Raw genomic sequence first — 13,412 nt, forward strand, 5'->3', positions numbered from 1 at the left:
GCCCCGGACTCTAGGGTATCGAATGGATGGCGGCGGACTCAGCCCGCCGCTTCGCTGCGCGCCATGCGCAGCTCCGCCAGGACCCGCTCGGTGTGTTCCCCGAGCGCCGGGACCGGGTCCATGCGGATCGCCGAGTTCCGTGCCGTCACCGGCGGACGCAGGGAACGCAGCGGGCCGACCGGTGAACCAACGTCCACCCAGCGTCCGCGTTCTTCCAGCTGCGGATGTTCGGACAATTCGTGCATGTTGCGCATCCGGGCATTGGCGATCCCCGCCTCATCCAGGCGCGCCACCGCCTGCTCAACCTCGAGTCGTCCAAACACGGCATTGATCGCCTCGTGCAGGGCCTCGCGGTTGGCCACGCGCAGCGTGTTGTTGGCAAAACGCTCGTCCCGGCCCAATGGTGCGTCTCCGAGCACCTCGGCGCAGAAGCCCTGCCATTCGCGTTCGTTCTGGATCCCGAAGAACACCGTGCCGCCGGAGGCCTCGAACGGGCCGTAGGGTGCAATGGTTGCGTGCTGGGCTCCGGTGCGCGGCTGCTGCTTCCCGGAGTACTCGGCATAGAAGTAGGGCTGTCCCATCCATTCGGCGAGGGCCTCGAGCATCGAGATCTCCAGGACCTCGCCCTTGCCGGTCTTGACGCGGTTGAACAGGGCCGTGAGGATCCCGGTGTAGGCGTACATCCCGGCGCTGACATCGGCCACGGAGATGCCGACCTTGGCCGGCTCGGCCTCGCTGCCGGTCACCGACAGCAACCCGGCCTCGCACTGCACGAGCAGGTCATAGGCCTTCTTGTGTTCGTAGGATCCGCCGGTGCCGTAGCCGGAAATGGAGGTGTGGATCAGCCGGGGATTGATTTCCAGGGCCGCATCCGGACCGAAGCCCAGGCGTTCGAGTGCCCCGGGTGCCAGGTTCTGCACCAGGACGTCCGCGCCCCGGATCAACTCGTGAAGGGCCTGCTGGCCTTCGTCGCTTTTCAGGTCCAGCACGACCGATTCCTTGGAACGGTTCAGCCACACGAAGTAGCTGGCCATGCCGTCCACGCTTTGGTCGTAGCCGCGGGCGAAATCCCCGCTGTCGCGTTCGATCTTGATGACCCTGGCGCCGAGGTCGGCCAATTGGCGCGTCGCGAAGGGAGCCGCGACGGCCTGTTCCAGGGATACGACGGTGATGCCTTCCAGGGGGAGGTTCTTCATTTTCTGTCCTTGCTCGTCGTGAGTTGTTCGGCGCGGGCCAGCATTTGCCTGGCTTGTTCAATGACCGGCCGGTCGATCATCCGTCCATCGATCTGCGCGGCCCCCTCGGCTGCGACGTCAACCACCCGGCGGGCCCAGGCAAGCTCGTCCTCACTCGGGCTGAACGCCGCCAGGACCTGGGCCAGCTGGCCCGGGTGGATGCACAGCTTGCCCCCGAATCCGAAGTTCCGGCTGAGCACGGCGTCGAGCCGCAGCTGTTCGGCATCCTTGATGGCCAAGGACGGTGCGTCCAGCGGTGCCGGAAGCCCGGCGACCTTGGAGGCCAGCACCAGCACCGAACGGGCGTGGTCCAGTGCCCGCGGCTCGGGGCCAAGCCCCAAGTCCAACGCGTAATCCAGTGCCCCGAAGGCAAGGCGGTCCAGTCCCGGCGTGGCCGCCAGCTGGTGGGCGTTGTGCACCCCCGCCGCCGATTCAATGATGGCGACCAGGCCGATTCCGTCGGCGAGGCGGGCGCGAACCGATTCGATGCCCCCGCGTGTTTCCGCCTTGGGCAGCAGGACCCCCAACAGGCCATGCCCTTCACAGGAGGCTGCGCGTTCGAGCATTGCCACATCGTCGGCGAAGTACTCGGTGCTTTCATCGTTGATGCGCACGAACACCCCGGCGGTCCCCTCGTCCAGGAATCCTTCCACCATGTTGCGCGCCTTGGCCTTGGCGGCGGCATCGACCGCGTCCTCGAGATCGATGATGACCGCGTCCGCCCCGGAGGCGACGGCCTTCGCGTAGCGTTCGGGGCGGTCCCCCGGCACGAAGAGCCAGGTCAGGGCGTTCGCCGCGAGGTGGGAACCGGAAGCGGTTTGGCCGGCTTCGGTTTGCAGCGTGCCGGGCATGCTAGTTTTCCTCGACGTTCGGCAGGCTTGACTCGTCCGGGCGGGCCGATTCGACAGACGGCAGGTGCCCCTGCCGGTAGACCATGAAGGTGCGGCGGTAGCTGATGACGATCTTTCCGTCCTGGTTGTACCCCTCGGTGGCCACGGTGACCAGGCCCAGGTTGGGGCGCGACTTCGATTCGCGGGTGGCCAGCACCTTGGAACGCGAGTAGATGGTGTCACCCTCGTACACGGGGTTGGGCATGCGCACTTCGTCCCATCCCATGTTCGCAAACACATTCATGGACAGGTCGATGGTCGACTGGCCGGTGACCAGGGCCAGGGTGAAGGTGGAGTTCACCAGGGGAAGGCCAAACTCCGTCTGGGCGGCGAAGTTCTTGTCCAGGTGGGTTTTGGCCACGTTCTGCGTCGACAGGGTGAAGATTTGGTTGTCGTTCTCGGTCACCGTCTTGCCGAACGGGTGGTAGTAGATGTCCCCCGGGGTGAAGTCCTCGAACAATCGTCCGGTCCAGCCCTCGACGACGCGGGCTTCGCTAGCAACAATATTTTCCATGGGTTCCTCCATCTGTGCCGAGGCTTCTGCAACGACCTCTGTAGTTCAAAATATATTCACTGCCTTAGTCAAGCTTGATCCATAGCTGCCCGCAAAGTCAAGGATTCCCTTGACATGGGCCAGTTTAGAGAAAGGGGTTGTGGGAACAAAATATTTTCTGTACCGTGTTCTACAACGCAAACTTCCCGGCTCCGCCCGGGAACCACTTTCCACCATCAAGGGGACGAGATGACCGCCGTGCTAGAAACCAACACGACCGCGAAGCCAGGCCTGGACGAACTGCGCAGCACCGTTCGCGACCTCTGCGCAGACTTCAAGGACGAGTACTGGCGCAAGACCGACCAGGAGCGGGCCTACCCGCAGGAGTTCGTCGACCGGCTCACCGCCTCGGGCCTGCTGGCGGCCCTGATCCCCACCGAATACGGCGGACTGGGCTACGGGCTGACCGAGGCCAGCGTCATCATGGAGGAGATCAACCACTCCGGCGGCCACTCGGCGGCATGCCACGCCCAGATGTACACCATGGGAGCGTTGCTGCGCCACGGCAGCCTCGAACAGAAGCAGGCCTACCTGCCGGAAATCGCCAAGGGCACCTTGCGCCTGCAGGCCTTCTCCATCACCGAGGACAAGGCCGGCTCGGACACCACCAGCATCGAGATGGCCGCCGTGCGTGACGGTGACGACTACGTGCTCACCGGGCACAAGTCCTGGACCAGCCGCATCGAGGAATCCGACCTCCTCCTGGTGCTCGCCCGCACCTCACCCAAGGGCGAGGACAAGACCCGCGGCCTGACCCTGTTCCTGGTGGACCTGCGCCAGGTCCGCGCCGAACAGCCGGACACCCTTCAGGTGACCAAGGTGCGCACCATGTTCAACTACGCCACCAACCAGCTGCACTACCACGGCATGCGCGTACCAGCCTCGGCCGTGATCGGCGAGGTCGGCAAGGGCTTCCGCTACGTGATCGACGGCTGGAACGCCGAGCGCATCCTGCTCGCCTCCGAGGCCATCGGCGACGGCTACTGGTTCACCGAGCGCTCCACCGCCTGGGCCAATTCCCGCATCGTCTTTGACAAGCCCATCGGCGCCAACCAGGGCGTCCAGTTCCCCATCGTGGACGCCTACATGAAGGTGCGCGCCGCCGACATGATGCGCTACGAAGCGGCCCGCCTCTTCGACGCCGGCGAACCGTGCGGCGCCGAGGCCAACATGGCCAAGCACCTGGCCTCGGAGGCCAGCTGGGACGCCGCGAATGCCGCGCTGAACACCCACGGCGGCTACGGCTTCGTCGACGAATACGACATCGAGCGCAAGTTCCGCGAGACCCGCATGTTCCAGGTCGCCCCGGTGAACAACAACCTCATCAAGGCCTTCATCGGCACCAAGGTCCTCGGCCTGCCGCGCTCCTACTAGCCTCGACATGTCATCGGTTGCCGGCAGGCGGCTGATTTCTTGATTGTCCCAGGAACGACGGCCTGGGCGGTTTCCAGACAGGCCGTGATCGCCATGTCGCTGGCCCAACGCCAGGTTCCATCTCCCGGGAAGGGTTTCTTTCATCTCGATGGGCCTGTGCAGTGCACGAGTCTTATGCCTCGAGATGCCCTTTTCGCCAGCAACGGCGTAGGCGCGCGGTGCTTTCGATGAGGTTGGTGAAAAGATGTGATTCGGGTGCGGCATCGGGGACCAGCAATCTTTTCTGCCGTGCGCTGCTGATGATTTTCCCGGCGATCCCAAAACAGCCGGTAACTCCAGCACTTCAGGTCCCAGACCCTGGTCGCATGGTCTGATGAGAGGACGCCGAGCTGCATCCAGGACACGGGGTTCACCCCCGGTGAGGTCCGACCAAAGTTGGTTGGCTGAAATTGAGTGGGACGTTATCTCACAGATGAATAAGTCCTAATCGGTGCCGTCGCAGGACATCTCTAATGGATCTTGGCAGGTCTGGTACCCGCTGGCAGGATAGGTGCCACCCTCGACGACGTGACTCACTGGACATCAGTCCCTGGACTTCAGGTGACTTCTCACCGACCCGTCCGTCTCCGGGGGCGGCATCAGCCTGACCCCTTGCCCTGGCTTGATAAAAGGTTGACCACACCTTCGCGGTGCGTGTCTCGTTAGAGATCTGCCGGACAAGACTTCAACACCAGACCGATGCCACCACCAACGGCAACCGACTGGAAGAAGGATCACCGTCATGACCATCGTGGCAGAAAACTACCGATACGTCATCGGCATCGACACCCACTCGCGCACCCACACCTACGCCATCATCGACACCGCCACCGGAGCCCGCGTGGGTTGTGAAGCATTCCCCGTCACCAAGCCTGGCATGAACCGCGCCACCGCCTGGATCCGCAGGAACACCACCGGTGAAATCCTGGCCGCCATCGAGGGGACCAACTCCTACGGTTCTTCCATCCGCCGTGCCCTGATCGTTGAAGGAGTACGGGTGGTGGCGGTGAAGCCGCCCAAGAAAAAGTCCCGTCATGGCATTGGGAAGAATGACGTGTTAACCGAACTACCCAAGCCCATCCGGAACAACCATAGGAGCAGCCGGTGGGCATCGGCTAGGTTCTGTTCCCATGGACAACCAAGAGAACGTCCCCCGGGTCCTGGCCCGGCTGGAGGTACCCCCGTCGGGGGCGCTGGTGGCGACCGGCGAACCCTTCGAACCCTTCCGGCTGGTTGACGCCACCGGGGAAAGCATCGGGCCGGCGGCGGCCTACTTCGCCGAGCTTTTGGCCTGCGGCCGGTCGGCCAAGACGTTGCGCTCCTACGGCATGGACCTGTTGCGGTGGTTCAGGTTCCTGGCTGCGCTCGAGGTGGAGTGGGACCAGGCGACCCGGGTCGAGGGACGTGATTTCTGCCGCTGGCTGCAGGTCACCCGCAAACCGGTGCGCCCCCATTGGCGGCATCCGGACGGCGGCGGCCCGATACCCGAGACGGCAGCTGGGGCAGAAGAAGTGGCACCGGGTCCCGGCGCCACCCCGGAGGGCGATCGGTACGCCGCGGTCACCGTGGCGCATTGCGAAAGCGTGCTGCGTAGTTTCTACGACTTCCATCTGGAGGCCGGGACCGGGCCGATGCTCAACCCCTTTCCGCTGGCTCGATCCCGGGCAGGCTCCCGGGGGCGGGCACCGCACAACTCCACCGAAGGATTCGGCGGGAAACGCCGGGGCCGCTACCGGCCCAAGGTCGTCACCGTGGCGCCCAAGGCGATCCCCGATCAGCAATTCGACCGGTTGTTCGCGGCCTTGGGCTCCCACCGGGACCGGGCGTTGGTGGCGTTCTGGGTCTCGACCGGGACCGGGCGTTGGTGGCGTTCTGGGTCTCGACCGGGGCCCGGGCCTCGGAGTTGCTGGGTGCCACGGTCGCCGATGCGGATCCCGGGCAGCAACTGATCACCGTGATCCGCAAGGGCACCGGAGCGCTGCAACCGCTGCCGGCTGCCCCGGATGCCTTTGTTTGGTTGCGGCTTTACCAAGCACAGATCCAGGGCCTGGTTCCGTCGGGCCGGGACGAGCCGTTGTGGTGGACGCTGCGTCGCCCGTTCAGGGCCTTGACCTATGATGCGGCCCGCGCGATGTTTGACCGGGTGAATGCCTCGTTGGGCACTCATTGGTCGTTGCATGACCTGCGGCATACGGCCGCGTACCGGATGGCACGGGATCCGCAGATGCCGTTGACGGACGTGCAATGGGTCCTTGGTCATGCTTTTTTGTCGACTACTCAGCGGTATCTGAATCCGGTCACCGAGGAAGTCATTGCCGGGGTTCTGGCCTTCCATGCCCGGCAGCTGACGCGTGACCAGGGCCCGACTCCTGCCCCGGAATACCGGCCCGAGAGTCTGGAAATTCTCTTCGGAAAGGACCCTTCATGAGCGGGAACGGCCAGTTGACCGGCACTCCGGTGAAGAGCAGCACGGCTGCGGGCCAATCCGCGGCGGGCAGGACGGTGGCACCAACAGGCGCGCAGTTGAAGGCAGGGTTCCACTCCCGTGTTTCCGGATCCTCATGGCCTTCGACCTGCCTGGACCGCGCGGCGGTGCTTGAACGGGTTCTCACGTTGCCGTTCAGGCTGGAGAATTCCGGCAGCCAACGGCCACGGACAGCCGGGGTGTTGGCGGTGCTGGGTTGGCTCTCATCGTTCCCGGGGGAAACGTGGCAGCAGCGCTGGGAAGCCAGCGGGGCCGAGGCCGCCACCGACTGGCGGGACTTGTTCACCGCCGAATACACAGGCCGAGGGTCGGCCAATTCCCCTGCACCGCGCCTGAGTCTTGGACTGCTCGTCCTGATTTGCGCAGATGTCATCCGTCCAAGCCTGGGTTGGTTGTTGAGCTTCGCTCCGGCCCGTCGATCGTTGGCACTGGAGATGGCCCGCACACGCGATCAGCAGACGTTTACTGCCATGAAGCACACGTGTCTCACCGAGCAGGTGGGATTGTCAGTCAGTCAGCAGGCACTGACCCACATCGCTGCGATCATGGCGGCCAAGGGCGGACTTGTTGCCAACATCGAAGTCGGCGACTGCGTTGAACTGGCGGAGATCATGGCCGGACTTCCAAGGAAAGCCCACAAGAATCTCCACGGCACTCTGTTCTATCAACTGCTCCGCTGGCATGGAATCCTGGGAGAGGAAGCGCCGGCCGCGCTGGAGATGTTCTCCGGCAACGGGCAACCGACCTGCGAACAGCTCATCGACCGCTACAACATCACATGCCGCCCGGTGAGGGACGTGCTTGTGGACTACCTGCGTGAACGCCAGCTGGCCTTGGATTTCTCCTCGCTGCAACACATGGCCTACCTGTCGGGCAAGTTGTTCTGGGCCGATCTGGAGGCCCACCACCCGGGGATTGATTCGTTGAAACTTCCACGCGACGTCTCCGCTTCATGGAAAAAGAGGGTCATGACCCGTACCTTCACCAGCACCACGGCCAACGGTGAAAAAATCCAGAAAACCTTGGAGCGTCTTGATGGGCGCAGCGTTCTTTCGGCGGTGCGCGTTTTTTACCTGGACCTGGCCGAGTGGGCCGACGACGACCCCACCCGCTGGGGACCATGGGCGGTCCGATGCCCGGTCAACGCCACCGACGTCTCCCACAAGAAGGCCCGTATGGCCCGCAAATCCCGGACCGACCAACGCACCCGCGAACGCCTGCCGGTGTTGCCCGCGTTGGTCTCGTGGGTGCAATCCGAGCGCGAACTCACCGACGCACGACTCTCGGCCGCCAAACGCACCGAACCCGGCGACAGCTTTACGTCAGCCGGCCTTACGCTGCGCCGCTCGGTCATGAAGCTACCGGGCGGCAAACACATCTGGGCAGAACCACCGGACGGCGGACCACGCGTTGACCTCATGTTCGAGGAACACCGCGCCTTCTGGACGTGGGCGATGGTCGAGGTGCTGCGGCACACCGGCATCCGCATCGAGGAACTCGGCGAGCTCTCGCACCACAGCTTGATCCAATACCAGCTGCCCGACACCGGGGCACTGATACCCCTGCTGCAGATCGCCCCGTCCAAGACCGACGCCGAACGACTCCTAGTCATCTCACCCGAACTCGCCGACGTGCTCTCCCAAGTTGTTTCCCGGATTCGTGCGGGCCAACCCCACGTGCCAGCGGTCGTGTCCTACGACAAGAACGAGCGCGTCTACAACCCGCCCCTGCCCCTGCTCTTCCAATGGCACCGGCGCCTGGAAAACCGGGCAGTCTCCGAGAAAGCGCTTCGCGGCTACCTCGATCACGCGCTGGACGGCATCGGGTTCAGGGACGGTGGCGGGAAGCCGTTGCGTTACACCTTCCACGATTTCCGGCGGCTCTTCATCACCGATGCGATCATGCACGGCATGCCACCACACATTGCCCAGCTGGTCGCCGGACACCGCGACATCAACACGACCATGGGATACAACTCCGTCTATCCCGAGGAAGTCATCAAGGGCCACCGTGAATTCATTGCCCGCCGCCGGGCCCTGCGACCCAGCCAGGAATACCGCACCCCCACCGACGAGGAATGGGACGAGTTCATCGGCCACTTCGAACACCGCAAGGTCGCCGTCGGCGACTGCGGGCGCTCCTACGACACCCCCTGCATCCACGAGCACAGCTGCATCCGCTGCCCACTGCTGCGACCCGACCCCACGGCCCGGCCCAGGCTGGTCCAGATCCGCGACAACCTCATCGAGCGCATCAAGGAAGCCGAAACGCACCGCTGGCTCGGGGAAGCCGAGGGCCTGAAGGTCAGCCTCGCCGGCGCCCGAGCCAAGCTGGCCGAAATGGACCAAATCACCGCCCGCCGCACCACCACCCAGCTGGGCATGCCAACCTTCACCCAGACGGCAGGCCGCACCAACATCGACCCCAAAAACGCCTCGAAAAGCCCGTAATTACGCCACAAAACCTTGCATATTTTAGTTCGGAGAAGACCAGATTGACGCGGTCGCTGCCGCGATGAGTGTTTTGGGGCAGGAGACCGATTTGTTGCTTCATCCCCGTCGCGACGGGGAACGTGCGGCCATCAGCGTGCTCTTGGCGGCCCGCCGCCGGGTGGACCACCAACGCACCGCAAACCGCAACGCACTGAACGCACTGGTGCGGCAGGTCGACTTGGGGATTGACGCCCGCAAGGCGCTGAGCGACCGACAGGTCAAGGAAATCTGTGACTGGCGGGCACGGGAGCATGACACCGTTGACCAGAGGGTCGCCCGGGCAGAGGCAATCGACCTGGCAAAATCCATCAAAGCCAGCAAGACACGTCTCAAGGAAATCGAGGTCGAACTGGTTGACCTCGACGAGATAATGGCCCCGGGATTGCAGGACCAATTTGGCATGGGAGCGGTGACCGTGGGAATCATCCTGGCGGCCTACTCGCACCACGGTAGGGTCCGGTCCGAAGCTGCCTTCGCCGCCCTGGCCGGCGCCTCACCACTCCAAGCATCTTCTGGTAACACCACGCGTCACAGGCTCAACCGCGGAGGCGACCGACAGCTGAATATGGCCTTGGACATTATTGCCAAGCATCGGATTAGAGGAGACGAAAAAACCAAGGCCTACGTTGAACGTCGAACCGCAGAAGGACTGAGCTACCGAGAAATCAAACGATGCCTCAAACGCTTCCTAGCCCGCTCAATTTTCCGTCAGTTGGAACAGCTTGGGGCTTGAATAAATCCATAAAAGGGTCGGTGAGAGAGTGTTAAGCCTCGTATGTGAGCCCCAAAACTCAACACTCTACGTCTTCCTCACCGACCGCGTCTTGCCCGACCTTGGTCATGTCCAGCCCGGGCGGCGCGGGCGCAAGACCGTCCTCAGTGACGCCGAGCTGCTCTGCCTGGTGGTCGCCCAGCACCTGCTCCACGGACATTCCTCCGAATCGCGGTGGGTCCGCTACGCCCGCACCCACCTGCGGGAAATGTTCCCCGGGATCCCACAGCAATCCGGCTACAACAAACGCGTGCGCGCCGCCGGAACGCTGATCTCCGCGGTGATCACGTCCTTGGCCCGGGACACCGAATCCTGGCACGAGATCCTCCGCCTGCTCGATTCGACCCCGATTCCGTGCGGCACCAGCCGTGAAACGGTCAAGCGCTCCGACCTGGCCGGCCACGCCGGCTACGGATACTGCGCCTCGCACTCGCGCTACTTCTGGGGCTTCTGCCTGTACCTGATCAGCACCCCGGAGGGCATGCCGGTCAGCTGGGGACTGGCCAACCCGAAGCTCGGGGAACGCGAGGTCACCGAGGCCCTGCTGCGCCACGACCACCACCTGGTCCGCGACGGACAGGCCATCCTCGCCGACAAGGGCTTCGCCGGAAAGGACTTCGAGCGGTTCATCACCCAGGACCTCGGCGCCAACCTGGTGCGGCCGGACCGCAAGGACGAAAAGCCCCGATTCGGGAAGTTCGGCGGCATCCGCCAGTGGATCGAGTCCGTCTTCGACAGCATCAAGGGCCAGCTCGGGCTCGAGCACCACGGCGCCCGGACCCTCGACGGGCTCTACGCCCGCGTCGCCTCAAAGCACCTGGCCCTATCGGCCGGAATCTGGCACAACTGGAAAACCCACGAACCCCGAAAACGCCCCCTGACCGCCTACGACCACTGATTTCAATAGGACTTAATCATCTAGGAGCGAAGGGCGGGGCAGCTGGCGCCCAGAACCCCCGCCAGCACAGTCGCAGCTGCCTCGAGCGAGCCGATTGGATCCGACCCGGAAGCGATCAGCACCAGGCCCGGGTTCGCCGGTGCTGGCCGGTTGGCAGCACGAGGCTGGACCTCCACCCGTCCAGCGGCGAGCTGCAGCTCGTGCCAGCAATCGTCAAATCCACGCAGCGTTCCCTTGGCACGCACCAGCCGGCTGGATTGATCTTTCAGTGCCCGGGCCACGTCTTCCACCTCGACCGGATCGGACACAGACAAGGTGCTGCTGGCGTGGGCGTCGGCATGCAGATCCGGTTTTTGGGAGGCGTTCCACGCTGGCTCCGACTCCGGCGGCGCGCCTACGGCGAATGCGCGGGCGGCGGTCCGCTCCGGATGGCAGCGGTCTTGTTCCAGCAACCTGGCCTGGGGGGCCGCTGCGGAGCAGGCATCCAGCGCGGCGCCGATCTCCGCGGCGATCGCAAGATCCGTCTTGGTCAGCAACACCACGTCGGCGGCGGCCAGTTGCCGGTGCACGGTGTCCCCGACATACTGATCGCGCAGCAGGCGGACCACGTCCGTGGCATCCGCACAGACGAGGACCGGCCCGGGGGCGAACCCGGGGTAGCTGCCCCAGCTGGCGAGCTCGCCGGGGTCGCCCACCCCGCTGACCTCGCAGAGCACATTGTCCAGGTCGGTGCGTGCCGCCAGCGTCGTCATGGTGCGTGCCACGTCGTCGCTGAGCTGGCAACAGATGCAACCGTTGGTCAGCTCGATGGTGTCACCATGGGCCGAGGCGATCAGGTCGGCATCGATGTTCACGGACCCGAAGTCGTTGACCACCACGGCGTTGCGCCCGGGCAAGGCACCGGCCAGCAGCAGGTTGACCAGAGTTGTCTTGCCCGAGCCCAGGTATCCGCCGATGATGCCCAGCCGGGTGCTCACCGGGCACCGGCCTTCGCCGTGGCCCGCACGTTGCTGACGTGGTGGCGTCCGCCGACCACGGTACCCAGGACGTGGATGTCGCCGATTTCCTCGCCCGGCACCTCGAGCGGATCCCGGGTGAGCACCGCCATGTCGGCGAATTTCCCGGCCTCCAGTGAACCGATCTCGTGGTCCATCTTCAGCATGTACGCCCCGCCCAGAGTGACTGCCTCGAGCGCCTGCTGCGCGCTGATGCGCTCGGCCTCGCCCATCACCCGGCCGGAGACGGTCAACCGGGTGACCGCGTGCTTCATGGTGTGCAGCGGGCCCAGCGGGGTCACCGGGGTGTCCGAGTGCAGGGAGATCGGCACCCCGTGGCGCAGCGCCGTGGCCGTGGCGTTCATCCGCGAGGCCCGGTCCGGTCCCACGGTGATGTCCATGTGCTGGTCCCCCCACGCCCAGATGTGGTTCGCGAAGATGTTGGCGCAGGCCCCCAGGGCCGCCATGCGCCGGTACTGCGCGGTGGTGCTCAGCTGCGAATGCGTGCAGGTGTGCCGGTGGTCGGGCCGCGGGTGGGCGGTGAGCACCGCCTCCAGGGTGTCCAGGAACAGCTGGGTGGTCTGGTCCCCATTGCAGTGCACATGCACCAGCAGGCCTGCCGCGTGGAAGGTCTCGAAGGCCTCGCGGAATTCCTCCGGGGTCACCGCCCAGATGCCGTTGGGCTGGTCCCCGAGGTAGCCCGGTTCCAGCAGGCGCGCGGTGAAGCCCTGGATGGAGCCATCGAGCATGAGCTTGACGTTGCCGAAGCGCAGCTTGTCGGTGGAGAGCCCGCGCAGCTTCACCAGCTGCTGCGCGGCCTCGGTCAGCGAGAGCGCGACCTTGCCGACGCCGACCCCGAAGTGGAAGACGTTCAGGCGGGCCGGGAAATCCCCGTCAACCACCGAGCGGTAGAGTTCGACCCCGGCGTCGTCCATCAGGGACCTGGAGCCCAGGTCGGTCAGGGTGGTGGTGCCGGTGTTGACGCCGTCCTGCGCAAAACCCCGCAACGCCGCAGCGCTGATACTGAGCAAACCGCTGCCCTCGGTCAGGGAAGCCGCCAGGCCCATTGCCGCAAATTCCTGCAATTCTCCGGTGGGTTGGCCGGCCACGTCCTTCACCACACCGGTGACGGTGGTTGTTTCGTCGATGGAGCAGCGGCGCAGTGCCGCCGAGTTCACCGAGCACACGTGCCCGCTGGTGTGCATGATGTGGACGGGACGCGTGGTGGTGACTCTGTCCAGATCGCTCGCAGAGATACGCTGGCCGGTGAAGTAGATGGGGTCCAGCCCCCAGGCGAGCAGCGGGGCCTCGGGGTCCTCGAGTTCGGCCTCTGCTTCGCTCAGACGCGAAAGCACGTCCTCGACACTGCGGCATCCCTGCCACCTTCGGCCGTCCGGGGCAATGCGGTCAACCAGCCCCACATATGCGTTGGCGAACATGTCGCCGGATTTGGCGTGGCTGTGCGCCTCGACGAAGCCGGGGATGAGCACCGCATCGGCGTAGCGTTCGTCAAGCACGGCGCCGGGGTAGGCCATGAGTTCCGCGACGCTGCCCACGGCGCGGATCCGTTCCCCGCGCACGGCAACCGCGGCGGCGGTGGGGCGTGCCGGATCCAGGGTGCGAACGATGCTGGCGGGGTAGACGATGGTCTGTTCCATGTGATGTGTTCCTTTCACTGA

At 64.9% G+C, this 13,412-nt stretch carries 10 protein-coding genes and 2 pseudogenes; 7 read left to right on the forward strand and 5 right to left on the reverse strand.

All coding sequences use genetic code 11. The features are described 5' to 3' along the window. Positions 1-38: 38 nt before the first annotated feature. Genes ACIPVK_RS03445 through ACIPVK_RS03455 form a run of 3 tightly spaced genes read right to left on the reverse strand, consistent with a single transcriptional unit; the run spans position 39 to position 2,639 of the window. Positions 39-1,196 (reverse strand): CaiB/BaiF CoA transferase family protein, encoded by a 1,158-nt coding sequence (locus tag ACIPVK_RS03445; RefSeq protein ID WP_407610586.1) that lies wholly within the window; start codon positions 1,194-1,196, stop codon positions 39-41. Continuing rightward, positions 1,193-2,086, reverse strand: coding sequence for an HpcH/HpaI aldolase/citrate lyase family protein (locus ACIPVK_RS03450; RefSeq protein ID WP_407610587.1), 894 nt, complete (start codon positions 2,084-2,086; stop codon positions 1,193-1,195). The genes ACIPVK_RS03445 and ACIPVK_RS03450 overlap by 4 nt, the downstream gene beginning before the upstream one ends. A gap of 1 nt (position 2,087) precedes the next feature. After that, positions 2,088-2,639 (reverse strand): MaoC family dehydratase, encoded by a 552-nt coding sequence (locus ACIPVK_RS03455; RefSeq protein WP_407610588.1) that lies wholly within the window; start codon positions 2,637-2,639, stop codon positions 2,088-2,090. A gap of 228 nt (positions 2,640-2,867) precedes the next feature. Here ACIPVK_RS03455 and ACIPVK_RS03460 point away from each other — a divergent pair, with 228 nt between their 5' ends. The 7 genes and pseudogenes from ACIPVK_RS03460 to ACIPVK_RS03490 all read left to right on the forward strand — a co-directional run bounded on the left by ACIPVK_RS03460 (position 2,868) and on the right by ACIPVK_RS03490 (position 10,738). Further along, entirely contained in the window at positions 2,868-4,052 is a 1,185-nt protein-coding gene (locus ACIPVK_RS03460) for an acyl-CoA dehydrogenase family protein (RefSeq protein WP_407610589.1), read from the forward strand. A 781-nt stretch (positions 4,053-4,833) separates the two neighbouring features. Further along, positions 4,834-5,145, forward strand: a pseudogene (locus ACIPVK_RS03465) (transposase); the annotation flags it as partial. Positions 5,146-5,221: 76 nt separating this feature from the next. After that, a complete protein-coding gene (locus tag ACIPVK_RS03470) occupies positions 5,222-6,040 on the forward strand; it encodes a site-specific integrase (RefSeq protein ID WP_407610590.1) in 819 nt (272 codons plus the stop codon). After that, positions 5,956-6,519 (forward strand): tyrosine-type recombinase/integrase, encoded by a 564-nt coding sequence (locus ACIPVK_RS03475; RefSeq protein WP_407610591.1) that lies wholly within the window; start codon positions 5,956-5,958, stop codon positions 6,517-6,519. Before ACIPVK_RS03470 ends, ACIPVK_RS03475 begins: the two co-directional genes overlap by 85 nt. Further along, positions 6,516-9,026 carry a tyrosine-type recombinase/integrase gene (locus tag ACIPVK_RS03480; RefSeq protein WP_407610592.1) on the forward strand — a complete coding sequence of 837 codons (2,511 nt, stop codon included), beginning with the start codon at positions 6,516-6,518 and terminating at the stop codon, positions 9,024-9,026. The genes ACIPVK_RS03475 and ACIPVK_RS03480 overlap by 4 nt, the downstream gene beginning before the upstream one ends. 439 nt (positions 9,027-9,465) lie before the next feature. Continuing rightward, a pseudogene (locus tag ACIPVK_RS03485) lies at positions 9,466-9,801 on the forward strand (transposase); the annotation flags it as partial. 28 nt (positions 9,802-9,829) lie between these two features. Continuing rightward, positions 9,830-10,738: an IS982 family transposase gene (locus ACIPVK_RS03490; protein ID WP_407610593.1), complete on the forward strand. Its 909-nt coding sequence runs from the start codon at positions 9,830-9,832 to the stop codon at positions 10,736-10,738. A gap of 20 nt (positions 10,739-10,758) precedes the next feature. Here the strand turns inward: ACIPVK_RS03490 and ACIPVK_RS03495 are convergent, their stop codons facing one another. Both ACIPVK_RS03495 and ACIPVK_RS03500 read right to left on the reverse strand, forming a co-directional pair. Continuing rightward, positions 10,759-11,715, reverse strand: a complete 957-nt coding sequence (locus ACIPVK_RS03495; protein ID WP_407610594.1) for a CobW family GTP-binding protein — start codon at positions 11,713-11,715, stop codon at positions 10,759-10,761. Then, on the reverse strand, positions 11,712-13,391 hold the full coding sequence (locus ACIPVK_RS03500; protein ID WP_407610595.1) for an amidohydrolase: 1,680 nt from the start codon (positions 13,389-13,391) through the stop codon (positions 11,712-11,714). The genes ACIPVK_RS03495 and ACIPVK_RS03500 overlap by 4 nt, the downstream gene beginning before the upstream one ends. Between the last annotated feature and the right edge of the window lie 21 nt (positions 13,392-13,412).

Source organism: Paeniglutamicibacter sp. MACA_103, from assembly GCF_045798555.1.
In the GTDB taxonomy this organism is placed as follows: domain Bacteria; phylum Actinomycetota; class Actinomycetes; order Actinomycetales; family Micrococcaceae; genus Paeniglutamicibacter.